At 63.3% G+C, this 24506-nt stretch carries 26 protein-coding genes; 8 read left to right on the top strand and 18 right to left on the bottom strand.

Annotation, left to right across the window (positions count from 1 at the left end; translation table 11 throughout):
- Positions 1–62 precede the first annotated feature (62 nt).
- The gene (gene smpB, locus I6L36_RS06175) at positions 63–551 is read right to left on the bottom strand and encodes an SsrA-binding protein SmpB (RefSeq protein WP_010673973.1); all 489 of its coding nucleotides are present in this window, start codon (positions 549–551) and stop codon (positions 63–65) included.
- Positions 552–799: 248 nt separating this feature from the next.
- Between smpB and I6L36_RS06170 the strand changes: the two genes are divergently transcribed.
- Both I6L36_RS06170 and I6L36_RS06165 read left to right on the top strand, forming a co-directional pair.
- On the top strand, positions 800–1234 hold the full coding sequence (locus I6L36_RS06170; RefSeq protein WP_010673974.1) for an SRPBCC family protein: 435 nt from the start codon (positions 800–802) through the stop codon (positions 1232–1234).
- Positions 1227–1583 carry an RnfH family protein gene (locus I6L36_RS06165; RefSeq protein ID WP_109112424.1) on the top strand — a complete coding sequence of 119 codons (357 nt, stop codon included), beginning with the start codon at positions 1227–1229 and terminating at the stop codon, positions 1581–1583. The genes I6L36_RS06170 and I6L36_RS06165 overlap by 8 nt, the downstream gene beginning before the upstream one ends.
- 67 nt (positions 1584–1650) lie before the next feature.
- Here the strand turns inward: I6L36_RS06165 and I6L36_RS06160 are convergent, their stop codons facing one another.
- The 3 genes from I6L36_RS06160 to yiaY form a co-directional block, all read right to left on the bottom strand.
- A complete protein-coding gene (locus I6L36_RS06160) occupies positions 1651–2286 on the bottom strand; it encodes an NAD-dependent epimerase/dehydratase family protein (RefSeq protein WP_109112423.1) in 636 nt (211 codons plus the stop codon).
- Between the two features lie 100 nt (positions 2287–2386).
- Positions 2387–2725 (bottom strand): outer membrane protein assembly factor BamE, encoded by a 339-nt coding sequence (locus tag I6L36_RS06155; protein ID WP_029314185.1) that lies wholly within the window; start codon positions 2723–2725, stop codon positions 2387–2389.
- A gap of 132 nt (positions 2726–2857) precedes the next feature.
- Positions 2858–4009, bottom strand: coding sequence for an L-threonine dehydrogenase (yiaY, locus tag I6L36_RS06150; RefSeq protein WP_109112422.1), 1152 nt, complete (start codon positions 4007–4009; stop codon positions 2858–2860).
- A gap of 392 nt (positions 4010–4401) precedes the next feature.
- Between yiaY and udp the strand changes: the two genes are divergently transcribed.
- Positions 4402–5157: a uridine phosphorylase gene (gene udp / locus I6L36_RS06145; protein ID WP_010674037.1), complete on the top strand. Its 756-nt coding sequence runs from the start codon at positions 4402–4404 to the stop codon at positions 5155–5157.
- A gap of 107 nt (positions 5158–5264) precedes the next feature.
- On the opposite strand, the gene I6L36_RS06140 is transcribed toward udp, so the two are convergent.
- Positions 5265–6029: an RluA family pseudouridine synthase gene (locus tag I6L36_RS06140; RefSeq protein WP_162540570.1), complete on the bottom strand. Its 765-nt coding sequence runs from the start codon at positions 6027–6029 to the stop codon at positions 5265–5267.
- Positions 6030–6190: 161 nt separating this feature from the next.
- Between I6L36_RS06140 and rihA the strand changes: the two genes are divergently transcribed.
- Both rihA and I6L36_RS06130 read left to right on the top strand, forming a co-directional pair.
- Positions 6191–7126 (top strand): pyrimidine-specific ribonucleoside hydrolase RihA, encoded by a 936-nt coding sequence (gene rihA / locus I6L36_RS06135; protein WP_109112420.1) that lies wholly within the window; start codon positions 6191–6193, stop codon positions 7124–7126.
- Between the two features lie 29 nt (positions 7127–7155).
- Positions 7156–7632, top strand: coding sequence for a hypothetical protein (locus I6L36_RS06130; RefSeq protein ID WP_045525252.1), 477 nt, complete (start codon positions 7156–7158; stop codon positions 7630–7632).
- Positions 7633–7728: 96 nt separating this feature from the next.
- Here the strand turns inward: I6L36_RS06130 and I6L36_RS06125 are convergent, their stop codons facing one another.
- The 3 genes from I6L36_RS06125 to I6L36_RS06115 form a co-directional block, all read right to left on the bottom strand.
- Positions 7729–8025 (bottom strand): helix-turn-helix domain-containing protein, encoded by a 297-nt coding sequence (locus I6L36_RS06125; protein WP_039039881.1) that lies wholly within the window; start codon positions 8023–8025, stop codon positions 7729–7731.
- Positions 8022–8552, bottom strand: a complete 531-nt coding sequence (locus tag I6L36_RS06120; RefSeq protein WP_010674042.1) for a DUF1523 family protein — start codon at positions 8550–8552, stop codon at positions 8022–8024. Before I6L36_RS06120 ends, I6L36_RS06125 begins: the two co-directional genes overlap by 4 nt.
- 178 nt (positions 8553–8730) lie before the next feature.
- Complete coding sequence (locus I6L36_RS06115) at positions 8731–10353, bottom strand: methyl-accepting chemotaxis protein (RefSeq protein WP_109112419.1); 1623 nt, start codon at positions 10351–10353, stop codon at positions 8731–8733.
- Between the two features lie 164 nt (positions 10354–10517).
- Between I6L36_RS06115 and I6L36_RS06110 the strand changes: the two genes are divergently transcribed.
- Positions 10518–11150 (top strand): LysE family translocator, encoded by a 633-nt coding sequence (locus I6L36_RS06110; protein WP_029314220.1) that lies wholly within the window; start codon positions 10518–10520, stop codon positions 11148–11150.
- Between the two features lie 142 nt (positions 11151–11292).
- Here I6L36_RS06110 and I6L36_RS06105 read toward each other — a convergent pair whose 3' ends face one another.
- The 7 genes from I6L36_RS06105 to I6L36_RS06075 form a co-directional block, all read right to left on the bottom strand.
- Complete coding sequence (locus I6L36_RS06105) at positions 11293–12396, bottom strand: beta-N-acetylglucosaminidase domain-containing protein (RefSeq protein WP_109112418.1); 1104 nt, start codon at positions 12394–12396, stop codon at positions 11293–11295.
- 45 nt (positions 12397–12441) lie between these two features.
- Complete coding sequence (locus I6L36_RS06100; RefSeq protein ID WP_010674047.1) at positions 12442–14169, bottom strand: potassium/proton antiporter; 1728 nt, start codon at positions 14167–14169, stop codon at positions 12442–12444.
- Positions 14170–14437: 268 nt separating this feature from the next.
- Positions 14438–14584 carry a hypothetical protein gene (locus I6L36_RS06095; RefSeq protein WP_010674048.1) on the bottom strand — a complete coding sequence of 49 codons (147 nt, stop codon included), beginning with the start codon at positions 14582–14584 and terminating at the stop codon, positions 14438–14440.
- The gene (locus I6L36_RS06090) at positions 14584–15270 is read right to left on the bottom strand and encodes a M15 family metallopeptidase (RefSeq protein ID WP_029314223.1); all 687 of its coding nucleotides are present in this window, start codon (positions 15268–15270) and stop codon (positions 14584–14586) included. The genes I6L36_RS06095 and I6L36_RS06090 overlap by 1 nt, the downstream gene beginning before the upstream one ends.
- Before the next feature lie 29 nt (positions 15271–15299).
- Positions 15300–16427: a succinyl-diaminopimelate desuccinylase gene (dapE, locus tag I6L36_RS06085; RefSeq protein WP_010674050.1), complete on the bottom strand. Its 1128-nt coding sequence runs from the start codon at positions 16425–16427 to the stop codon at positions 15300–15302.
- 22 nt (positions 16428–16449) lie between these two features.
- The gene (locus tag I6L36_RS06080; protein ID WP_069652812.1) at positions 16450–16800 is read right to left on the bottom strand and encodes an ArsC family reductase; all 351 of its coding nucleotides are present in this window, start codon (positions 16798–16800) and stop codon (positions 16450–16452) included.
- 374 nt (positions 16801–17174) lie between these two features.
- On the bottom strand, positions 17175–17489 hold the full coding sequence (locus I6L36_RS06075; RefSeq protein WP_010674057.1) for a hypothetical protein: 315 nt from the start codon (positions 17487–17489) through the stop codon (positions 17175–17177).
- Between the two features lie 285 nt (positions 17490–17774).
- Between I6L36_RS06075 and dcuC the strand changes: the two genes are divergently transcribed.
- Complete coding sequence (gene dcuC / locus I6L36_RS06070; protein WP_042882488.1) at positions 17775–19151, top strand: C4-dicarboxylate transporter DcuC; 1377 nt, start codon at positions 17775–17777, stop codon at positions 19149–19151.
- A 137-nt stretch (positions 19152–19288) separates the two neighbouring features.
- Positions 19289–20428, top strand: coding sequence for a M20 family metallopeptidase (locus I6L36_RS06065; RefSeq protein WP_109112941.1), 1140 nt, complete (start codon positions 19289–19291; stop codon positions 20426–20428).
- Between the two features lie 70 nt (positions 20429–20498).
- Here I6L36_RS06065 and I6L36_RS06060 read toward each other — a convergent pair whose 3' ends face one another.
- The 3 genes from I6L36_RS06060 to asnS all read right to left on the bottom strand — a co-directional run bounded on the left by I6L36_RS06060 (position 20499) and on the right by asnS (position 24378).
- Positions 20499–21155: a hypothetical protein gene (locus I6L36_RS06060; protein ID WP_109112942.1), complete on the bottom strand. Its 657-nt coding sequence runs from the start codon at positions 21153–21155 to the stop codon at positions 20499–20501.
- A gap of 126 nt (positions 21156–21281) precedes the next feature.
- Positions 21282–22625, bottom strand: coding sequence for an anaerobic C4-dicarboxylate transporter (locus I6L36_RS06055; RefSeq protein ID WP_039039870.1), 1344 nt, complete (start codon positions 22623–22625; stop codon positions 21282–21284).
- Between the two features lie 352 nt (positions 22626–22977).
- Positions 22978–24378, bottom strand: a complete 1401-nt coding sequence (gene asnS, locus I6L36_RS06050) for an asparagine--tRNA ligase (RefSeq protein WP_039039869.1) — start codon at positions 24376–24378, stop codon at positions 22978–22980.
- Between the last annotated feature and the right edge of the window lie 128 nt (positions 24379–24506).

Genomic DNA, 24506 nt, shown 5'->3' with positions numbered 1-24506 from the left:
ACCGGCCTTGGCCGGTCGATTGCTGGTTTATTGGTCGCCGCATGGGGGCCGGCGGCGCACAATCAACCGCGGTGCTTGTTCTTCATGATGCGGGCCTTCTCACGGTCCCATTCCCGGGCCTTGGTGTCTTCCCGCTTGTCGTGCTCCTTCTTGCCTTTCACCAGGCCGATCTCGACCTTGACCCAGCACGCTTTCCAGTAGAGGGCCAGCGGCACTATGGTGTAGCCCTGACGAGCGGTCAGGCTCTCGAGCTTGTCGAGTTCACGGCGACTGAGCAGCAATTTGCGGGTACGGGTCGGATCGCACACCACGTGGCTGGAGGCGGCGTTCAGCGGCAGGAAGCTGGAGCCGAACAGGAAGGCTTCTCCCTGCATGAAGATGACATAGGCTTCGCTGATGTTGGCCTTGCCCGCCCGCAGGGACTTCACTTCCCACCCTTGCAGGGACAGGCCGGCTTCCACGCGCTCTTCGATGAAGTACTCGTGACGGGCGGTTCTGTTGAGTGCAATGGTGCTGGACCCGGCTTTGTTTTTACTGTTCTTTTTGCTCATGACGGGGGCCTTAGGCAATGTTTAGGAAGGCGCATTATACGTGGGTGGCGGCGGCTGTAAAACGCACAGCGCTCCGAGTGGCGGCTTTGTGAGCAGTTCGATGACGATTTTGAGGGAAGGGCGGGGCGAGAGCAGGCCACACTGGCCGGAAAGTGTGCAATTGCCCTGCTTGGTGACCCGCGAACAGTTTCGGCGGTGATTTTGGCTGACAAGGTGATAAAATCGGGCCGATTGGATGAGGAAAACCCATGCCCCGTATTACTCGCAGTGCCCTGGTGATGTTCAGCGCGGAACAGATGTTCCGGCTGGTCAATGATGTTGATGCCTATCCTGAGTTCCTGCCCGGCTGTGTCGGCAGCCGTGTTCATGAGTCAGGTGAAGACTACATGATGGCCTCGGTCGATGTGGCCAAGGCAGGTATCGCCAAGACCTTTACCACGCGCAACCAGCTTGATGCCAATCGCACCATCAAGATGGAGCTGGTGGAGGGGCCTTTCAGCAAGCTGGCGGGTTGGTGGACCTTCACGCCCCTGGACGTGGATGCTTGCAAGGTGGAGTTCGATCTCGACTTCGAGTTCACCTCCAAGCTCATTGAGCTGGCATTTGGCCAGATCTTCCGCGAGCTGGTGAGCTCCATGGTGCTCGCCTTCTCCAATCGTGCCAAGGTGGTTTACGGTGTCTGAGCTCCTCAATATCGAAGTGGCCTATGCCCTGCCCGAGCGGCAGACGGTGCTGTGCATCCGGGTCGCGCCCGAGACCAGCGTGCTGGCGGCCATCGAACAGTCCGGCATCCTGCAAAAGCACCCGGAGATCGACCTGTCGGTCAACAAGTTCGGTATCTACAGCCGTCCGGTGAAGGGCACAGAGCCGGTGCAGGAGGGGGATCGCATCGAGATCTACCGCCCTCTCATCGCCGATCCCAAGGAGATGCGCAAGAAGCGTGCGGAAAAAGCCAAGGAAGAGGGGCGTGCCGATGTGGTCACCGGCGGGCGGCCCGATGTGCACCGCAAGCGAGACGATGCCGGCACCTGACGGGTGATGGGTTGTGACAAGGGGCGCCGTGGCGCCCCTTTGTGATCGTCTCGCCCGGCACGGGGCATCACAGGGTGAGCAGGCGCTCGTTTTCCACCGTCTCTATCCCGCTCTCCTGGATGGCAAGGCGCGCCATGGCGTGCGCCACCTGACTGGCCTCGATGGCACGCCAGCGGCGCAGCGACCCGCGCAGCAGGGGCTTGACCAGCGGATAGATGGCCTGGATGACCTGCTCCGAACGGCGCGCAGGTTCTCGATGGCCGAGCAGCATGGCCGGGCGCAGGATGACGAGCCGCTGCCACTCCTGGGCCAGCAGGGCCTGCTCCATCTCGCCTTTGGTGCGGGGATAGAGGGCAGGGGAACCCGGGTTGGCGCCCAGACTGGAGACCACCAGCAGGCGGCGGCAGCCGTGGCGACGGGCGAGCGCGGCAAAGGCCAGCACATAGTCGAGATCGACCCGGCGAAAGGCCTCGGCCGAGCCGGCATCCTTGCGGGTGGTGCCAAGGCAGCAGAAGGCAATGTCCACAGGGGAGGGCAGCGTCAATCTGTCCAGCGCGTCGAACGAGGTGGGCAGCCAGGTGCGTCCCGGAGCGGGATCGCCCGGTTTGCGGCAGAGCAGGAGGAGGTCGTGCTCCGTCCCCAGCTCGCGCAGCAAGGCTTTGCCAATCAGACCGGTGGCGCCGGCAATCAGGAATCGACTCATGATGATCTCCTCGGGGCAATGAGGCATCCAGAGTGTGGCCCGGCGACATCACCGGGGCCAGAGAGAACAAAACCGGCAGAAGCCGGTTTTGTAATGTCATCTAGAGCGGTGTGGTGAAGGCGGCAGGGAGAGGGAAATCACCGGTCACGGTGGCCAGTCTGTCACCCACGAAGTTGAGGGTCAGCTCCTTGCGCTCCTTGTCGCCCCGACCGGGCTGGAACTCATAGAGGTAGTACCAGGTGTTGGGGTCAAAGCTGTCGCGCAACATGGGAGAACCCAGCACGAACTCGACCTGTTCGCGGGTCATGCCCTGGCGCAGCTTGTCGACCTGCTTTTGTTCCACATAGTTGCCCTGGGGAATATCGATGCGATAGACCAGGCTGCAACCGGACAGGGTGAGGGCGGTCAGGGCCGCGGCAATCAGGTGTTTCATCCGCATATCGGGTTCAGATCATCCATACAGTCTTTTTAGCTCGGCAAATCATACCCACTCCCCGTGCGGAAGTAAAAAGCCATTGATCCATCAGCCAATAAAAAGGGCCGCGTGGCGGCCCTGGCAGATCTTGCCCCCTTACATGGCGGCGCGGAAGATGGCGACGATCTCCGCGTGAGTCGCCTGCCTGGGGTTGGTGAGACCACAGGCATCCTTGAGCGCATTGTTGGCCAGCACGTCGAGGTCGTCGGCCCTGACCCCGAGCTGCTCCAGACCGGCGGGGATCTTGACGTCGCGAGCCAGTTGCCGGATGGCGTCAATGGCTGCCGCCGCACCCTGCTCATCGCTCATGGCGCTCACATCCACCCCCATATGACGGGCCACATCCTTGAGCCGGCCGGCGCACACCCGGGCGTTGTAGGCCTGGACATGGGGCAGCAGCACCGCATTGCACACCCCGTGGGGCAGGTCGTAGAAGCCCCCGAGCTGGTGAGCCATGGCGTGCACATAGCCCAGGCTTGCGTTGTTGAAGGCCATGCCGGCCAGGAACTGGGCATAGGCCATCTGCTCACGGGCATGGAGATCCTCCCCCTGATGCACGGCGGTGCGAAGGTGTTCGGCAATCAGTGCGATGGCCATCACGGCGCTGGCATCGGTGACCGGGGTGGCGGCGGTGGAGACATAGGCCTCGATGGCGTGGGTCAGGGCATCCATGCCGGTGGCGGCGGTGAGGCCGGCGGGCTTGGCCAGCATCAGTTCCGGGTCGTTGACCGACATCAGCGGCGTGACGTGCTTGTCGATGATGGCCATTTTCACCTGACGGGATTCGTCGGTAATGATGCAAAAACGGGTCATCTCGGAGGCGGTGCCGGCGGTGGTATTGATGGCGATGAGCGGCAACTGCGGCTTGGCGGAGCGATCCACCCCCTCGTAATCCTTGATGCTGCCCCCATTGGCGGCCACCAGGGCGATGCCCTTGGCGCAGTCGTGGGGTGAGCCGCCGCCGAGCGAAATGACGCAGTCGCAGCCGTGGGCCCGGATCATCGCAAGACCCGCCTCGACGTTGGCCACGGTGGGATTGGGTCTGGTCTCGTCGAACACCACGGCGTCGATGCCGTGCTCGGCCAGGAGGGCGGCGAGCCGGCCCACCACGCCAATCTGGCCCAGGATCTTGTCGGTGACGATGAGCGCCTTGCGATAGCCATGTCCTTGGATATCCGCTGCCGCTTCCTGCAGGCAGCCCGCCCCCATCAGGTTGATTGCGGGAATGTATAACTTGAATGTCGCCATGATGGACTCCGTATGATTAGCCATTAAGTGGTATGCGGGCGCCAACATAACAGCGTCGGAGGGGATGAGAAGGGGTCAATGGTATCTCGTTTGCAACTTTGTGGACTCGATCGCGCTCTTTAAATGGACGGTCGCTCAAGGCTTGACAAGGGATGGGAGTGCAAAAGGAACGTAAAAACGTTTTTCAAGAAATTCATCATCTTAGCAAACGTTTCGCGCCATTTTTGTCAGCTTTGAAGCGCAGAAGTGTGAGGCGCATCAAGGAATTGGAAAGCGCTTTCGACCATAGTTGGCGCCTCCCCGGATGAGGGGACACCGGCTTGAAAGTACCGTAAAGAATCACCTTAACTGCACTCGGCTGCCATGCGGCGGGGCGCAACCAGGAGTCCACTATGTCTGATGTATTTCACTTGGGTTTGAAAAAAGCGGATCTGCAAGGCGCCACCCTGGCGATCGTCCCCGGTGACCCCGAGCGCGTGAAGCGCATCGCAGAACTGTTGGACAACCCGGTGCACCTGGCCAGCCATCGTGAATTCACCACCTGGCGCGGCGAGATGGACGGCAAGGCCGTGATCATCTGCTCCACCGGTATCGGTGGCCCGTCCACCTCCATCGCGGTGGAAGAGCTGGCCCAGCTGGGTATCCGTACCTTCCTGCGCATCGGCACCACCGGCGCCATCCAGCCGCACCTGAACGTGGGCGACGTGATCGTCACCACCGGCTCCGTGCGCCTCGACGGTGCCAGCCTGCACTTCGCGCCGATGGAGTTCCCGGCCGTGGCCGACTTCGACTGCACCACCGCCCTGGTGAACACCGCCAAGGAGCTGGGCTCCAAGCTGCATGTGGGCGTCACTGCTTCTTCTGATACCTTCTACCCGGGTCAGGAGCGTTACGACACCGTATCCGGCCGCGTGGTACAACGTTTCCAGGGTTCCATGAAAGAGTGGCAAGCCATGGGCGTGCTCAACTACGAGATGGAGTCCGCCACTCTGCTGACCATGTGTACCAGCCAGGGCCTGCGTGCGGGCATGGTGGCCGGTGTCATCGTGAACCGTACCCAGCAGGAAATCCCGAACGCCGAAACCATGGCGAAAACCGAATCTGATGCCATCAAGATCGTGCTGGGCGCCGCCCGCAAGCTGATCTGATAGCACCACACCGAGTGGGGGGTGGGGGCCGTTGCGAAAGCGCGGCCCCTATCTTTATCCGCCGTTTGCCCCTTTTGCCTTCCTGGCCCTGCTTTCCCCCTTCTTCGTTACCCCTGTTGCACCGTCATGGCCGCCAGTGCCTGCGCAAAGGGTGCCTCACAGCGGATCTGTACCGCTTCGCCGCTCACCGGGTGCACAAAACCGAGTTCACTGGCGTGCAGCATCAGTCTGGGGGCCCGTTCGCAGCCGGGCGGGAGCAGGCCGCCATAGAGATCGCATCCCAGGATGGGATGGCCCAGCCACTGACTGTGGATGCGCAGTTGGTGGGTGCGCCCGGTTTCCGGTACCAGCCTGACCCGGGTCAATGGCACCGGCTGGCCTGCCCCCTCCAGGGTGAGCCACTCCATCACCCGATAGCGTGAGCGGGCGGGTTTGCCGCTGGCGGCGCAGATGCTCATCAGCGGGAACAGCGCCGGATCCTTGGCGATGGATGCGTCGATGACGCCCTCATCCGCCGCCAGATGGCCGCAGAGCAGTGCCTCGTAAGCCTTGCTCACGGTGCGCTGGCTGAACTGGTGGCAGAGCAGGGCGTTGATGCTCTTGTTTCTGGCCACCACCATGACGCCCGAGGTGCCAAAGTCGAGGCGGTGCACCAGGGTACAGCCGGGGTAATCCTGTACCAGCCGGTAATGGACCGAATCGAGGTTCTGCGGGTTCTTGCCCGAGAGGCTCAGCAGGCCGCTCGGCTTGTTGATAAGCAGCAGATGCGCATCCTCAAACAGGATCTCGATGGTGGCGGCGCAGGGCGGGGCGATGAAGATGTCGACGATGACGGACATGGGGCAGCCGGACGATGAAGGGGGAGGGATCATACCCGAACGATGGCGGCGCGGCGAATCTGGGTGTCCGCTCCCAAGGCATATCGCCAAGTACTTGATCTCGTTGGTTGAGGCGTTTTGTGACTCCCTCCTGAGTTCATCTGGCCATCTCTTGCTAAGGTATGGCTCCCTGTCATGTTGTAAGGAGTCTGTCCATGGCGTTGCCCGTTATTCTCGATTGCGATCCCGGCCACGATGATGCCATCGCCCTCATTCTGGCGCTGGCGAGCCCCGAGCTGAAGGTGCTGGCGGTCACCACCAGCGCGGGCAACCAGACCCCGGACAAGACCCTCAACAATGCCCTGCGCATCCTGACCCTGCTCGGCCGCGACGACATCCCGGTGGCGGCGGGGGCTGCCAAGCCCCTGGCCCGTGAGCTCATCATCGCCGACAACGTCCACGGCGAATCGGGGCTGGACGGCCCAGAACTGCCGGAGCCCGCCTTTGCTCCCCGGGCGATGAGCGCCCTTGAACTGATGGCAAGATGTCTGCGCGAGAGCCCGGAGCCGGTCACCCTGGTGCCGACCGGGCCGCTCACCAACATTGCCCTCTTGCTGGCGGCCCACCCCGAGCTCAAGCAGAAGATCGCCCGCATCGTGCTGATGGGGGGCGCCGCCGGTGCGGGCAACTGGACCCCCGCGGCGGAATTCAATATTTATGTGGATCCCGAAGCGGCCGATATGGTCTTCAAGTCGGGGCTGCCCATCACCATGTGCGGGCTGGACGTGACCCACGAGGCCCAGGTGATGGACGAGGATATCGAGCGGGTACGCGCCATCCCCAACCCGGTGGCGCAGTGCGTGGCACAGCTGCTCGACTTTTTCATGATCTATCATCGGGATCCCAAGTGGGGATTTGCTGGCGCGCCGCTCCATGACCCCTGTACCATCGCCTGGCTGCTGGCGCCCTCCCTGTTTCACGGGGTGGAGTGCCGGGTCGATATCGAAACCGGCGGGACCCATACCCTGGGGATGACGGTGGTGGATCGCTACGACCTGACCGGCAAACCGGCCAATGCCCTGGTGCTGCTGGGGCTCGACAGGGTAGGTTTCATCGAGTTGCTGGTGCAGCGACTGCGCTCATTTGGTTGACATCCTGGACATCGGATAAGGGGTTGGGAATGTGGAAAGGGACGTTGGCGCTGCTGACATGCATGCAACTGACGGGTTGCGCGACCCCGTTCGAGAAGATGTGGCAGGGGCTGGCGACCTGCGAGCTGGACACCCTTCATCTCGACATCGAGACCGGGCGCCCGGCCAATCCGCAGCTCGCCATGTATACCCCTGACAAGGTGAGCGAGGGCTTTGCCTGGTACAAGGTCCATCAGGAGTTGCACGGCCTGCCCATCGTCGGCTTCCTGGTGCCAGCCTCCACCTTCGAGGTACATGCCCTCTTCGTGGATACCCCCATCGCCAATGCCCGCAGGCTGACCCACAACGCCTATGGCAGCGAATTTTCCGACGAGAGGCTGCATGACGAGGGGATGGCCCCCCTGTTGCTGCGCGACCCCAACAATCCCAAGCGCTCCATCATCGACTGCACCCGGGGTGAGTCGGCGGAGCCGCTGCCGGAAGCGTCTTTCGGCGAAGGGGAGTGAGTCCGGGGGAGGGCAACGGGATATCAGGCCAGACAAGAAAGGGGCCAGCCGCAAGGCTGGCCCCTTCTCTATGGGAGCAGACCCGGGTCCGGGGTGTCAGGGATACCCCAGGGTCTGCCTGATGACGGGAAGCTGCGCAGCAATCCAGGCCGGATTGATGGGCCCCCAGTCGCTGATGCGGTAGTGCCCCTGCAGATGGCGAGCCCCCTCGGTCTGCTCGAAGGCGCACTGGATGTCGAGCTCAGCCAGGGCGCTGAGGGTGTCCTGGGCGGTGCGGCGCGGCATGCCGGTCGCCTCCATGATGGCGGGCACGGTGTCCGTGCCCTGACTGATGAGGTGAGCCACGTAGAGCCGGCGATAGAAGCTGGTGCGGGTCTTGCTCGGCTCGCTCATATCTCGTCCTCGAGGCGATCGAAGTAGCGCCAGGTGGCGATGGCCGCCTTGCCCATCACCAGGGCCCAGACACCGAACCAGAACCAGCGGAAGAAGCTCCAGGTGGAGGCATCGGGCTCGGTGCTCGCGATCTTGGTGACGTTGGGGAACATGGAGAACATGTTCACGCGCCAGCCGTAGGAGGTGATGATGGCCAGGCGTTTTTCGAACTCCATGGACTTGGCCTTGGCCTGGACGTCGGCGGCGTTGAACTTGAAGTAGAAGGGCCAGCCCCATTCGGTGTCTTCATTGCGAAACACCCGGATCTTCTCGCCGGGGCGTTCGGTGTAGATGTAATAGACGTCGGTGGTGGGGCCGTCAGCCGGGTTCTTCTGGCTGATGGGGCCATCCTTGTCGGTGCGCTTCACCTCCACCCCGGTGATGGTGGCGATGGTGTGCTCCGGCAGATAGAAATCGAGCCAGAGTGCGGAGAGCAGGGCGATGAGGCCGAGCATGATAAAAGCGGGTTTCTTGAACTTCAGGCTCATGATGATCTCTCGATGAGGGGGAGTGACGTGCCTCTACCATACCCACATTTGCGAATGCAGCCCAGCCCCCAATGACACCTTGATGGCAAAAACCCGTTTTAAACAGGAGGCGTGAAGGGGGAGGGGCAAGTGCGGGGCCAGCGCCGGGCCCCGCGGTATCGAAGAGATCCTCGCAGTATCAGAGCTGGAACTGGGCGAGCTGCCTGCGCTGCTGCTCGGCGAGCTGTGACAGTTCGTGACTGGCGGCGGCACTTTGGCTGATGCCGGCGGCGTTCTGGTTCACGATCTCGTGGATGTTGGTGAGGTTGCGGCTGATGTCGGCGGTGACGCAGGATTGTTGTTCTGCCGCGGTCGCCACCTGGGCGTTGGCACCGTTGATCTGGTTGACCGCGTCCGTGATGCCCCCCAGCAAGGCCTGTACCTCGGCGGAGAGCTGCCGGTTGTGGCCGAGGATCTCCAGGGTCTGCTGCACGCCGCTGTTGGCGGAGAGGGACTGGCTCTGCAACTGCTCGATGATGGCCTGGATCTCCTTGGTGGAGTCCTGGGTACGGGCAGCCAGCAGGCGCACTTCGTCGGCCACCACCGCAAAGCCGCGGCCGCTTTCACCGGCGCGGGCCGCCTCGATGGCGGCGTTGAGGGCCAGCAGGTTGGTCTGCTCCGAAATGCTCTGAATGACTTCGATCACCTTGCCGATCTGCTCGGACTGGGACTTGAGCCTGGCCACCACAGTCGCGGCGTTCTCCAGACTGCCCGCCATGCGGCCGTTGGCCTCGATGCTTTCGGCAAACAGGGCCAGCCCCTGCTCGACCCGACTGTTGGCATCCCGGGCCAGCTCGTCGGCCAGGGCGGCGTTGTGGTTGACGTTGTCGGCGGTGCTGGCCAGCTCGGTGACGGCGGAGGCCACCTGTTCGGTCTCACCCCGCTGCTGCTGGGCGTTGACCTCTGCCTGGGTCATCACAGCGGCAAGCTCGGTGGCGGCGGAGGCCACATTGCCGCTGATGCCGGTCAGGGTCTGGATGGTGTTGGCAAGCTGGCTCAGGGTCCGGTTGATATCCCTGGCGAGCTGGCCCAGCTCGTTGTTGCCTTCGGCATTGGCACGCACGTTGAAGCGGCCGAGGGCGACGGCGTGCATCACCTCCTGCAACTGGCCGATGGGCTGCACGATGCGCCCGGAGATCCACCAGCCACCCAGCAGGGCCGCGATCAGGGTGCCCCCCATCAGCAGCAGGGTGCGCAGCAGGGTCGCGCGGTCGTGGGCCTGCTCCTCGGCAATCTCAGTCTGGGTCAGCTGATTGATGTGGACGGACATGGCATCGATCTGCTTGATGAGCGCCTCCCCCAGATCGCGAAAGTGCAGGCGGGCCTGCTCATAGGCGGCGGGATCGCCACTGCCTTGGTACTTGGCGGTCAGCAGGGGCAGCATGCTGCTGCGGGTATGGCCGAGGTAGGCCTGCAGGGCGGCCGCGACCTGACGGTTGTCCTGCTCGGCACCGGTGACAACCAGTCTGGTCAGGATGGCGCCAATCTCCTGTTCGGCGGCGGAGAGCTGGGCCGGCAACTGGGCGAAGAGGGCCTCATCGTAGAGGCCGTAGATGGCGTTGGTGCGCAGCCGGTAGGTGGCGTGGATCAGGGCCGCAATGTCGTCCTTGTGGCGGGTGACGCTGGCGGTGGTTTCATTCATGTCCTGAATGGCACCGTCGATTTCCTGTTTGCTGATCACGGCCATCAGCAGCATCAACAGGCTGGCGAGCAGGAGAGGGATAAGCACTTGAAGACGAATGGACAGATTATTCAATGACATGAAAGATCCTAACCCGAAAGAGGAGTGAGGCGGTATCTTACACAGACGCGACAATCCTTGTCACAGGGTTTTTAATGCTGAATTCTTGCTGAATGAAAAGGTTTTTCTTGTGTTAAAAGAGTGTGATAGGCAAGATCGTCTGCTTGTTACCCTGGAGGTGTAGTGTGTCCGACTGGATTGATCCCGCCATCTTGGCGCTCTTTATTCCCACGTTCTTTTTTGTCTCAGTAACCCCCGGTATGTGCATGACCCTGGCGATGACCCTGGGCATGAGTCTGGGGGTGCGCCGTACCCTGCACATGATGTGGGGGGAGCTTGTCGGCGTCGGCCTGGTCTCCGTGCTGTCGGTGGTTGGGGTGGCGGCAGTCATGCTCAACTACCCGGCCCTGTTCTCTGCATTCAAATATGTAGGTGGCGCCTACCTGGTCTGGCTTGGCATCCAGATGTGGCAGGCCAAGGGCAAGATGGCCATCCCGGCGGATCTCTCGGCGGGCCAGCAGACCAGCTCCATGGGACTGGCCGTGCAGGGGTTCGTGACCGCCATCGCCAACCCCAAGGGGTGGGCCTTCATGGTCTCCCTGCTGCCCCCCTTCATCAATGCGGCCAAGCCGATGGCACCCCAGATAGGGGCCCTGGTCGCGCTCATCCTGGTCATCGAGTTCTCCTGCCTGATGCTCTATGCCAGCGGTGGCCGCACCTTGCGCCATTTCCTCGCCAAGAGCGGCAATGTCACTCTGATGAACCGGATCGCGGGCTCTCTCATGCTGTTTGTCGGGGTCTGGCTGGCCTTCGGTTAAACACCCGCTCAATCTGCCGCCCTATGTGACGCCATGGGGCACCTGAAGAGAGATGATGCAAAAAGGCCACCTCCCTGCCCGGGAGGTGGCCTTTTACATGGGCCCGTTTATTCATGACCCCACTTTTCATGGACTCATGAGGTCAGTCGGTCAGGCAGTCCGGATCGAACACGTATTCCCCGGCCAGCCAGCGCAGGATCTCGTTCACGCAGGCCTGATCCTGGAACGGCAGGTAGCGGCTCTTGAGGTGGATGACCTGCTCGGGGGTGAGCTGGGCCAGACCGATGTCCTGGAAGAGCGGCAGGTCTGCCTGGATCATGGCGGAGATCTGCGGCCCGCAGGTGGCGTTGAGGGAGGCGTGCAGCGCCTTGTCAGGATCGTACTGCTTGCCGAGCTTGTAGCTCATGGGCAGGGTGGCGAGCGGCAGGGCCGAGAGGGCCGCCTGCTTCATGGGATTGACCGCATGGCCGCTCACGAGATCCGCCAGCTCTGCCGGACGGTTTTCGAAGGCGCGCAGGTGCAGGAAGCTGCTCGCCTTGCTGCCGTCATTGACCGGATAGTTGTCCCACAGGAAGGGCTTGCGATGGAGCCAGTCGGCGGCCTGTTTGAGGTGGGCAGCCGGATACTCGGTGGAGCAGACTTTGGGGCCGGTCCAGAAGACATCGATGCGCCTGTCGAGCCCCTGACCCAGATCCTGCAGATAGTGGGGGGGCATGGTACCGAACACCTTCTCCAGCACCGGATCCGTGCTGTAGTAGCTGGGGCAGAACAGCAGGCGGCCTGCGTCGGTGTGGGCCGCGATGTCGTGGGCGATGGTGAGCTGCCAGTGGGCGAGATCCGGGGTGTCCCCCTTCATGTCGTCAAACAGGATCGCCAGGATATCGGGCTTGAGCGCCTCCTCGATGAGCCTCACCTTCTCCAGCAGGGCGGGTCGCTGGCGGGCATAGTCGTGATGGGCCCCCATGGGGCTCAGGCCCACCCCGAAGGCCAGACCGTTCTCCCGGCACTGGCGGGCGAGCTGGCACAGGGCTTCAAGCTGGTCGGCGGGCCAGGGTGTGGCCCAGTGCTTGCGCAGGTAGCCGTCTTCCTTGGGGGCGTAGAGGTAGAAGCCATAGCCGTGGCGGGGCAGCCACTGGGCGTAGCGGACACGGGCTTCCCAGCTCCAGCCCTTGCCAAAGAAACCCTCGATGAGGCCCAGCTTGGGCGAGGGAGGATACAGACCGGACAACAGGGTTTGATAAGGCATGGTTCACTCCCTTCTCACACAAATGCGGGCTACGATGGCCGGCGCCTAGACGGGGTCTTCTTCCAGGAAGCGTACCCCTATCTTGCGGGGTTCACCCTCTTCCATTTCCGCCACCGTCCAGAGCAGTCCCTGCCAGGCGACATGGTCACCGACCACCAGATTATCGCCCAACTGGTGGGCAATAAAATCGCCGAGGCTCTGATCCGCCACCTCGCTCACATCCAGCCCGTAGAGCGGGGCGAGATCCACCAGCCTGGCGTTGGCCTCCAGCAGGAAGTCACCGAAGAAGCGCGGGCCCAGATCCTGCTCCGGCGCCTGGCTGAAGAGCTGACCGAGGGCGGGCAGGTCGTGCTCGTGGCCGATGACGCAGAGGATGTCATCGGATTGCAGGCAGGTACTGCCTGAGGGGTGGAGCAGCTCCTGGCCGCGGAACAGGGCGCAGATGCGGGTGCCCTGGGGCATGCGCAGCTCCCGCAAGGGCGAACCGATGCACCACTTCTCGGCGCTCAGGCGATAGACGAAGGTTTCCCACTGGCTGTCGAGATCGATTTCCAGCCCAGAGCGGTTGATGGGAGAGGGCGGTGCGGGCACCTCCACTCGCGCCAGCTTTGATGCCAGCGGCAGCGAGCTGCCCTGCAGGATCAGCGAAACCAGCACCACGAAGAAGGCGACATTGAAGTAGAGCTGGGCATTGGGCAGCCCTGCCATCATGGGGAAGACCGCCAGGATGATGGGCACGGCGCCGCGCAGCCCCACCCAGGAGATGAACCAGCGCTCGCGCGGCGCGAAGTTCTTGAACGGCAGCAGTCCAATCCAGACCGACACCGGACGGGCAAACAGGATCATCCACATGGCCAGGGCCAGCGCCGGCAGGGCGATGGGCAGCAGCTTGTGGGGCGAGGCGAGCAGCCCCAGCACCAGGAACATGCCGATCTGGCTGAGCCAGGTCAGGCCGTCCAGCACGGAGAGGGTGGTACTGCGGCTGCGCAGGGAGAGGTTGCCGAGCAGCAGGCCGGTGAGGTAGATGGCGAGGATGCCGCTGCCCCCCACCGCCGTGGTGAGGGCGAAGATGAGCAGGCCGCCGCTCACGGTGAGCAGGGGATAGAGACCGGGGGCGAGTTTGGCACTGTTGATGAGCTTCCACAGCAGCCAGCCCCCCGCAAGGCCGATGCCAGCGCCCAGACCAAACTGCTTGACGAGTTGCAGCAGCAGGAAGCCGGCATCCAGCCCCTGCTGGGCGGTGGCCAGTACCTCGATCAGGGTGACGGTGAGAAAGACCGCCATGGGATCGTTGCTGCCCGATTCTATCTCCAGGGTGGCGCTGACCCGCTCGTTGAGGCTGCGCCCGCCGAGCAGGGAGAAGACCGCCGCCGCATCGGTGGAGCCGACGATGGCACCGATGAGCATCCCCTGCATCAGGTTGAGGTCGAACAGCCAGGCGGCGGCGAGGCCCGTGAGGCCGGTGGTGATGGCCACCCCGACCGTGGCCAGCGAGAGCGCGGGCCAGAGCGCGACCCGAAAGGAGGAGACCCGGGTGCGCATGCCGCCGTCCAGCAGAATGATGGCCAGTGCCAGGTTGCCCACCAGGTAGGCGACCGAGTAGTCGGCGAAGTGGATGCCGCCGGGACCATCCTCACCCGCCAGCATGCCGACGGCGAGGAAGATGACCAGAATGGGGATGCCGACTCTGGAGGAGAGTGCGCTCAACAGGACACTGGCACCCACCAACAGGGCACCGATGAAGAAGAAACTGTTGACGGTGGTGGCATCCAATGGCGAACTCCTTATGGCGGGCTGCAAAACAGGCACATTATATGCAGATTGACCCCCTTTGTGTGGCTTAATTGTGCATTGTTTTGCAGTTTTTTACGTTTGTTGCGCAGTTTTCAAGCAGGGTGAGGGCGGAGTGCCCGCGCGGGAAAGCGCAGGGAAAGGGGGCAATGGATGGGGCTTTCAGTGCAGGCAGAGGGGGGCGGCAGAGGGCGAAAAAATGCCGTGGACGGGAAGGGGGCAGGAGCGCCGACGGGCTCCTGCGAGGGGGTCAGTCGTCCTCGTCGTCCTTGACTTCCCGGATCTTGTCCTTGTACTTGGGCAGCTGTTTCTCGAGCTGCTTCATGTCCTTGATGGCGTTGAGAAACAGGCCGAGCAGAAACAGCAGCGGCAAGCCTATCCATAACCACAAGCTCATCAGAATCTCCTTTCGTGGTGTGCCGGGGTTACATAGCGGGCCAGGATCTCGTCGAGATGAGCCAGGATGCACTCCTTGCCTTCAATATCCGCCCGTTCCAGACAAAGCGCCAGCGCCGCCGGATCCAGGGCCAGCCCGTCGGATTCGGGCGCGAAGCTCAGGTGCCAGGGCTCGTAGGCCACCCCCTGATCCGGTTGCTCCCCTTTTGCATAGGGCAGGAAGAAGCCGAAGTCGTTCATGTGATCGTCCAGCCATTCGCGCAAATCGGCAAACCAGCCGCCCGCCTCGTACTCCCAGGGTTCCAGCGCGAGCCGGGTGCCGGCGGGCAGGCAGTCCGGATCGTAGATGTCGAGATCCGTGCCCCAGTGATGGCGGCTGGTGCCGGGCAGGGCGCTCCAGTGCAGGATGGCGTGCAGTCGCTCGGTCTCGCCCAGTTGCAGGGCATCGAGGGGCTGGTTGTGCGCATCCAGCAGAGGGCGCTCCCCGCGCCATTTGCCGTTCCAGATGGCGAGCTGGCGCTCGAAGCCGCGCCAGCTGGAGGCCGCCTGCAGGTTGAAACCGGCATGGGCGGCAGCCACCTGCATGTCGTTGAAGGCCGCCGCGGTGGCGGCGGTCAGACGATGGGGGCCGCGCCCCACCAGGATGAGGTGGCTCTCATCCAGCCCAAGCAGTTGATCCTGATTCATGGTCTGGTCTCTCTTGTCCGGAGCACTGCTCATGCCAGCAGTCGTGCCAGCACCCCTTGGTACATGTCCGCCAGCAGATCCAGATCGTCCGCCTTCACGCACTCGTTCACCTTGTGGATGGTGGCGTTGACCGGGCCGAGCTCGATGACTTCCGCCCCGGTGGGAGCGATGAAGCGCCCATCGGACGTGCCCCCCGTGGTGAGCAGGGCCGGCTGCTGGCCGTTCACTGCCGCCACGGCGGCGACGGTGGCGTCCAGCAGGGCGCCGGTGTCCGTCAGGAAGGGCTGGCCGGAGAGGGTCCACTTCAGCTCGAAGTCCAGGCCGTGACGGGTCAGCAGCGCCTCGACCCGCTCGCGGATAGCCGCATCGGTGAGCTCGGTGCTGAAGCGGAAGTTGAACTGGACCTGCAACTCCCCCGGAATGACGTTGGAGGCGCCGGTGCCGCCCTGGATGTTGGCGATCTGGAAGCTGGTGGGGGGGAAGTAGGCGTTGCCCTTGTCCCACTCGATGGCGGCGAGCTCCGCCAGCGCCGGTGCCGCCTTGTGGATAGGGTTGTCCGCCAGATGGGGGTAGGCGACGTGGCCCTGCACCCCGCGCACCAGCAGATCGCCGGTGATGGAGCCGCGACGGCCGTTCTTCACCACGTCCCCGACCTGGGCGGTGGAGGAGGGTTCGCCGACGATGCACCAGCGGATCTTCTCGTTGCGTGCCTCCAGGGTGTCGATGACGCGCACCGTGCCGTTGATGAAGGGCCCCTCTTCATCCGAGGTGATGAGAAACGCGATGGAGCCCTTGTGGTCCGGGTGCTCGGCCACAAAGCGCTCGGTCGCCACCACCATGGCGGCCAGGGACCCCTTCATGTCGGCGGCGCCCCGGCCATGGAGCATGCCGTCCTTGATGGTCGGCTCGAATGGCGGGGTGTCCCACTTCTCCAGGGGGCCGGCGGGTACCACGTCGGTGTGGCCGGCGAAGCAGAAGAGGGGACCCTCGCTGCCACGGCGTGCCCAGAGGTTGGTGGTGTCCTCAAAGACCATGGGTTCGATGACGAACCCCAGGCGTGCGAGGCGCTCCGCCATCAGGGTCTGGCACCCTTCATCCAGGGGGGTCACGGAGGGGCGGCTGATCAGATCCTTGGCCAGTGTGATGACGTCCGACATCGGTGTTCCTTAACAGAAAAAGTTAACGGGAGAAGAGGGATTGATAGAGGTCTGCCTTGAAGCCCAGGGTCAGGGTGCCGTCCTGGTCCAGCAGCGGGCGCTTGATCATGGCCGGGTGGGCCAGCAGCAGGTCACGGACCTTGGCGGTGTCGAGCCCCTGTTTTTCTGCTTCTGGCAGGGCGCGGAAGGTGGTGCCACGGGTGTTGAGCAGGGCTTCCCAGCCCAGCTTGGCGAGCCAGAGATCGAGTTGCTCCGGGCTCAGGCCGTCGGCGCGGTGATCGTGAAAGCGGTAATCGATACCCGCCTCCTCCAGCCACTTGCGGGCCTTCTTGATGGTGTCGCAGTTCTTGATGCCATAGAGGGTGGTGGCCATGGGGGATCCTTTGTCTGCGGGCCGGCGGCCCTGAAATCGTGCAAGGGCCCGATTCTGGCATTGTGGCCCCCCCATGGCAACGCTCATGGCCGGATGGGCTGGTTTTACCAGTCAGGCTGAGTGGAGAAGGGAGGGGGCCGCGCGCCAGAACACGCTGGTCTGTGACGGGATGCGCTGCGGTATCAAAGGGGGAGACCGAGGGAGGAGGCCCTTATGCTGCACACCTGGCCGGATAGGACGACAGGGGGCAGGGAGCCTCACAGGGAAGCACACCTGGCCGGATGGGGCCGCTGGGGCCGGGGAAGAAACGGCGGGGGCCAAAAACCAGAACGCGCCTGCTGGTCTGGGCGCGTTCCGGATTCAGGGGGCGGCACTCAGTGCAGGGTGGTCCACTCGTGATCGAAGACCCGTGCCCGTTCCCAGGGGGCATCCGGCAGGCTGGAGGAGAGGCCGGCGTACTTGCCCACGTCATCCATCACGATGGCGGAGAGAATGGGCAGGTGATTTTCGGTGCAATACATGCGGATGCGTTGCAGCAGGGTGCGCAGTTCATCCTGGCACTGCTCCAGTCCGGCCTGCCTGGCCAGTTTGGAGTAACGAATGGTGGTGCGTTCCTTTGCAGACTCGACGAGGATGTCCCACAGCTTGCAGTCGCAGGTCGGGGTGCCTGCGGTGGCTTGGTTTGTCATAACTCTCTCCGGTGCGAAATGGTCGCTCTGTGTCGACGGGCATCTTGGCCAGTTCACCCCGGCGGGATGTTGATCCAACGCAAACAAAGTGGCGGTTGTCGGTCAGGGATACCCTGGAGAGCATTCTAGATCCAGTTTCGTGATGTTAAATGTTGTTTTTAGTTTTATTTTCGGAATAAAAATCTACAAACGTTTGCTTTTTCCATCTTTATTGATGGTGATTAAGAGGAAAGGGGAGATCCCCCACTAGATTGCGCTTCTCGATAATCTTGTCAGGAGTGCACCTTGGAACTCGTCTTCGTCTTGCTCGTGCTGATCGCCGTGGTTTACGGCATCATCAAGGATTACAACCCGCAGGCGGTGTTGGCGCTGGCGGGCATGGCCCTCTTTGCGGTGGCCTACTGGCTGGGATTGCACCCCATTCTGCCCGCTGACAAGAGCACCGGCTTCGCCCTGTTCGACCTGTTCGAGGTGTTCAAGGGGATCTTCTCCTACCGGGCGGCGGGCCTTGGCCTCACCATCATGGCGGTGGCGGGCTTTGCCACCTACATGTCCCATATCGGCGCCTCCCAGGCCCTGGTGCGGGTGGCGGTCAAACCGGTGGCGGGCATCCAGTCCAGCTACCTGATGCTGGCCATCTGCTACCTGGTGGCGGTCTTCGTCTCCCTGTTCGTCACCTCCGCCACCGGCCTTGGCCTGCTGTTGATGGTCACCATGTACCCTGTGATGCGCAACCTCGGCATCAGCCCGGCTTCCGCCTGCGGCGTCATCGCCACCTCCCAGGCGTTCGAAATCGGCCCGACCCAGACCAACGCCATCTTCTCCGCCGGTCAGTCCGGCATGGATCCCACCAGCTACTTCGTCGATTACCAGATCTGGCTGGTGGTCCCCATGCTGCTGGTGACCATGGTGCTGCACTTCTTCTGGCAGCGGCACTGTGACCGCCAGGAGGGCTGGGATCCGGCCCTGCATCGCGGCGAACACGCCGAGCTTGACGAAAAAGGGGCGGACGAGGTGGCCGCGCCGACCTGGTACGGCCTGCTGCCCATCATCCCCTTCGTACTGATGATGACCTTCTCCAAGCTCCTGGTGACCAGCATCAGCGTCAGCGTGGAGGTGGCCATGCTGCTGTCGGTCTTTATCGGCATGCTGTGCGAGCTGCTGCGCACCCGCTCGGTGCGCACCGCCTTCGCGGGGCTCTCCAGCTTCCTCGACGGCATGGGCAAGGTGTTCGGCCCCGTGGTGGCGCTCATCGTCTGTGCCGAGCTCTTCGCCGAATCCCTCAAGGCCATCGGCGCCATCGACACCCTGCTCCATTCGGCCAGCAATGCCGGCATCGGCAGCGGCCTGATGACCCTGGTGATGGTGGGGCTCATCATGGTGGCGGCGGTCATCATGGGCTCGGGCAACGCGGCCTTCCTCAGTTTCTCCTCCCTGGCCCCCGCGGTGGCGGCCAAGTTTGGCGTGCCGGCGGTGACCATGCTGCTGCCGATGCAGCTTGCCTCCAGTATCGGCCGCACCGTCTCCCCCATCGCGGCGGTGCTCATCGCCTGTGCGGGCATCGCCAAGGTCTCTCCCTTCGTGGTGGTCAAGCGCACCAGCGTGCCCATGGCGGGGGCCCTGGTGACGGCGCTGCTCCTCAACTATCTGCTGTTCATGTAAAGGCTCTGGTGTAGAGGCGGCGGCCAGTTGATCCACGCTGGCCGACCGCCGTTGACGAGGCGGCGCCGAGTGCCCGCCCACTCTTATCGTTGCAAAAACAGTCTGTCTTTTAAGCAGATTGTTCCATGGAAAAGACAATGAACGATCTCAAGCGCCCGTTCTCCCTCGATACCTATCTGGCGGATCTCGCCCCGCTCATCAACCTCGACTGCGGCACCCGCACCCCGGCCGGGCTGGCCCGGGTCGCCGATATCATGACCGAGAAATATGAGGCCATCGGCTGGCAGGTGACCCGCCACCAGTTCGCCGCCGAGTGCGGCCCCTGCCTCGAGGCAACCAATGCCCCGGGGGCGGATCACTACGACGTCATGCTGGTGGGCCACATGGACACCGTCTTCCCCGAGGGGACGGCGGCCAAGCGACCGCTGAAAATCGAAGGCAATCAGGCCTTTGGCCCCGGCGTCTCGGACATGAAGAGCGGCCTGCTTTCTACCTGGTATGCCTTGAAAGAGCTGGACCCGGCCGTGCTGGCCAGGCTCAAGGTGCTGGTTTGCTGCAACTGCGACGAGGAGATTGGTTCCCCCTGGTCCAAAGAATGGCTGGTGAAAAAAGCCAAACAGAGCGGCTGCGTGCTGGTGGCCGAGGCGGCCCGCCCGAGCGGGGATCTCATCAGCGCCCGCAAGGGCAATGCCAAGTACCGCATCACCTTCCACGGCAAAGCCTCCTATGCAGGCTCGGCCCTAGCACAAGGGATCTCCGCCATCACGGAGCTGGCCCACTGGGTGCTCACCATCAACCAGCAGGTCAACATGGAAACCGGCACCACCATGAACGTGGGGGTGGTGCAGGGGGGGACCGGCGTCAACGTGGTGCCCGACTTTACCGAGGCGATCGTGGATCTGCGCTTCTGGTGCAACGAAGAGGCACAGGCGGTGCACGACCGGCTCACCTTCATGGCCAACAACCCCTTCCTCGCCGGTTGCCGGGTCGAGGTGGCGCGCCAGAGCTTCAAGCCCGCGATGCGCCCGAGCGGCGACACCGAGGCCCTGATGGCGCTGGTGGAGGCGGCAGGCAGGGAGGAGGGCGTCCCCTTCACCTGGCTGGAGGCCGGTGGCGGCTCGGATGCCAACTTCACCGCCGCCGCAGGCGTGCCGTCCCTCGATGGCTTCGGCCCCATGGGGGGTGGCTTTCACTCGGAGGCGGAATTCCTGCTGCTGGAGAGCATCGAGCCGCGCATCCGCCTGCTTAAGCGGGTGCTGGGCAAGCTGGCCAAATAGGTCAACGTTAAGGACAAGCAAAACGGGAGGCCAGCGCCTCCCGTTTTTTATGTGTCGCCCTCGTGAGAGGTCATTCCTCGTCCTCCAGCAGATAGGCAAGGTGCTCCTGGCGCGCCACCTGCCAGTGGCCGAGCGTCAGCGGCGCCGCAAACCCGGGGCCGTCGGTCACCATGGTGTGGTACTCCCCCTGCTCGCCGCAGGCATCGAAGCCCCGGGTTGTCGCCAGTTGCTGCAATTCGGCCAGGGTGGCCGCATCGAGCCTGCGCCCCACCCACTCGGGGGCCAGTACCCGGGTATCGACGCAGGAGAGGTGGGCGACGATGCCGCGGGCCAGCATGTCCGCCAGCAACGCCTCGCGGGGTTGTTGCCAGAGCGGGGTGTGAACGGTGAGCCCCAGGGAGCGACAGCGCTCGCGGATCCAGTTCGGCGCGCCCCCCACGCTGTCGATGTCGCCGGTGACGACCCCATCGAGTTGCCACTCCTCTTTCAATGCCGCCAGGGCCCGCTCATAACCGAGATCGAAGGGCGCTTCGATGGTGACCAGCTGATGAGACAGTGCGAGGGCCGCCGCCTGACGGCGAACCTGTGACAGGGGATGGGCGAGAAAGCGGGGTGCTGGCGGGGCAAAGGTGATCAGGGCCACCACCTGATGGCCCGCTTCCCGGGCGTGGCAGAGGGCCTGCATGGCATCTTTGCCGCCGCTCCAGAGCAGGATGACGCGAGACATGGGGGATTTCCGCAAAGAAAAGAGGGGCCATGCTACCCAGAGTGGGGGGCGATGGCAAAGCGCGGGTCGGAGATGCGGGGATAAAAAAGCGGCTCCCACGGGGGAGCCGCTCGCACTGGATGCCTGTTACAGCAGGATGCTGGTCAGGATGAAGCCCAGGGTACAGGAGGTCACCACCCCGATGAGGCCCGGAATGATGAAGCTGTGGTTGATGATGAACTTGCCAATGCGGGTGGTGCCGGAGCGGTCGAAGCCGATGCAGGCGAGATCGCTCGGGTAGGTCGGCAGCACGAAGTAGCCGTAGCTTGCCGGCAGGAAGGCGATGAGCAGTTTGGGTTCGACCCCCAGCGCCAGCCCCATGGGGGCGATGGCGGTGAGCGCCGCGGCCTGGCTGTTCACCAGCTTGGAGATGAGGAAGAGCACCAGGGCGTAGGTCCAGGGCTGGGCCTGTACCACGTGGGCCAGGGTCTCCTTGAGCAACGGCATGTGGGCCTGGAAGAAGGTTTCACTCATCCAGGCGACCCCGAACACGGAGAAGATGGCGACCATGCCCGCCTTGAAGACGGCGCCGTTGGCGATCTCCCCCGGCTTGACCTTGCAGCGCATCAGGATGATGGCGCCGGCGATCAGCATCATCATCTGGATCACCAGGTTCATGGAGAGGGGGCCCGTCTTCTCCTTGATGGTGAAGACGGGGCGCAGCGCCTCATCGGCCCCCAGCAGCACCACGGCAGCGATGGCGGCGAAGAAGATCCAGGTGGACCAGTAGGCCTCTTTCGGGAACTTGGTGTTGAGCAGGGTTTCACCACCGCCGTAGATGAAGTCGCGCTGGGCAGGGTCCTTGATCTTGGCCTGGAACTCCTCGTCCTTGTCCAGATCCTTGCCGCGGCGCAGGCTCCACAGGGCCGCCATCATGACACCCGTAAGCGAGGAGGGGATGGCGACCATCAGGATGTCGAGCAGACCGTAAGCCTGACCCACGCCGTGAGCCGCCGCCAGGATGGAGACCATGGAGACCACGGCCACCGAGACCGGCGAGGCGCAGATGGCCATCTGGGAGGCAACGGACGCCACTGCCATGGGGCGCTCCGGGCGGATGTTCTTCTGCAGCGCGATGTCGGCGATGATGGGGAACATGGTGTAGACCACGTGGCCGGTGCCGCACAGGAAGGTGAGGGTCCAGGTAGTGAGCGGCGCCAGCAGGGTGATGTACTGGGGGTGGCGGCGCAGCAGACGCTCGGCCACCTGCATCATCAGGTTGAGACCGCCGGCGGTCTGCAGGGTGGCGGCGCAGCCAATGACCGCCAGTATGGTCAGCATCACTTGCACCGGCGGCTCGCCCGGCACCAGGCCGAAGACGAAGGTCAGCAGGAACAGACCGATACCGCTGATAAGACCCAGCCCCATGCCCCCGAAGCGGGTACCCAGCAGCAAGCAGCCGAGTACCACCAAAAATTCCATCAAGATCATTCCATTACCTCGTGTGTTTTATCCATGTCCCCATCGGCCAGCTGCCCGGGATCCGCTGTCATTAATTACCCCTGAAGGGTTAATGGATATTTTGTCACCCCTAAAGGGGTAAAAAATTGCGTTGCTTCAACAACCGGCTTTTTTCCGATTTAAGTGCATAAAAACTACGGTTCAGCCCTTGAACAGGGGGCCGCTTCCTGGCGCACACCAGATAAATGACGGGAAAGGTGGGGGAGCGCACAGGGTTGGGAATGCAAAAGGCGGGAATAACGGGGGCGGGAAGAGCGAGGCAGGCATAAAAAAGCCGACCCCAGGGGGTCGGCTTTTGCACGGTGCGAGTGGGCGGGTCGCCTTAGAACTCGGCGGTGCGGGGAGTACGGGGGAAGGGGATCACGTCGCGCACGTTGCCCATGCCGGTCACGTAGACCACCAGGCGCTCGAAGCCCAGACCGAAGCCGGAGTGGGGCACGGTGCCGTAGCGACGCAGATCGCGGTACCACCAGTAGTCTTCCTTGTTCAGACCCATCTCGGCCAGACGGGCATCCAGCACCTCGAGACGCTCTTCACGCTGGGAGCCGCCGATGATCTCGCCGATCCCCGGGGCCAGTACGTCCATGGCGGCAACGGTCTTGCCGTCGTCGTTGAGGCGCATGTAGAAGGCCTTGATGTCCTTCGGGTAGTTCTTCACCACCACCGGGGATTTGAAGTGCTCCTCGGCCAGGTAGCGCTCGTGTTCGGAGGAGAGATCGATGCCCCAGGAGACCGGGAACTCGAAGCTCTTGCCGCAGTTTTGCAGCACGTCGATGGCGTCGGTGTAGTCAATCTGGGCGAAGTCGGAGGCGACGAAGCGCTCCAGACGGCCGATGGCGTCCTTGTCCACGTGCTGGGCGAAGAACTCCAGATCGTCGCGGCGCTCGGTCAGCACGGCGTTGAAGACGTACTTCAGCATGGCTTCGGCCAGGGCGGCGTTGTCTTCCAGATCGGCGAAGGCCACTTCCGGCTCCACCATCCAGAACTCGGCCAGGTGGCGGCTGGTGTTGGAGTTTTCGGCGCGGAAGGTCGGGCCGAAGGTGTAGACCTTGGACAGGGCGCAGGCGTAGGTTTCGACGTTCAGCTGGCCGGACACGGTCAGGAAGGTCTCCTTGCCGAAGAAGTCCTTGTCGTAGTCCACCTTGCCTTCGGGGGTGCGCGGCAGGTTTTCCATGTCCAGGGTGGAGACGCGGAACATCTCGCCGGCCCCTTCGGTGTCGGAGGCGGTGATGAGGGGCGCCGCGATCCAGAGGTAGCCCTGTTCGTGGAAGAAGCGGTGAATGGCCTGGGAGAGGCAGTTGCGCACCCGGGTCACGGCACCGACGATGTTGGTGCGGGCACGCAGGTGGCCCTGCTCGCGCAGGTACTCGATGCTGTGGCGCTTGGCAGACATGGGGTAGGTGTCCGGATCTTCGACCCAGCCCACCACCTTGACCTCGGTGGCCTGCAGTTCGAACGCCTGGCCGCTGCCCTGGGACTCGACCACGGTGCCGGTCACTTCGACGGAGCAAGCTGTGGTCAGACGTTGCACTTCATTCTCGTAATTGGCCAGGGTATTGGGGGCGACGGCCTGCACCGGATGGAAGCAGGAGCCATCGGAAACGGCCAAAAATGAGATCCCCGCCTTGGAATCGCGGCGGGTCCGGATCCACCCTTTCACAGTCAGGGTGGTGCCGACCGAATACTTACCGGCCAGCACATCAACTACGGATGCGTGCGTCATCGAAATATTGTCTCCAGCTTGTTCTTGCAGCGCTATTTGCAACACTAGGGGTCTGGCCCGGGCGCAGTTGGCCCACCATGGCAGACTAAGCCGTTCATCTTACCCGCGCAGGTTTGATAAACAAGCAA

This window comes from Aeromonas sp. FDAARGOS 1406, from assembly GCF_019048565.1.
Taxonomy (GTDB): Bacteria; Pseudomonadota; Gammaproteobacteria; order Enterobacterales; family Aeromonadaceae; genus Aeromonas; species Aeromonas caviae.
This window is presented reverse-complemented; position numbering and strand designations above follow the sequence as displayed.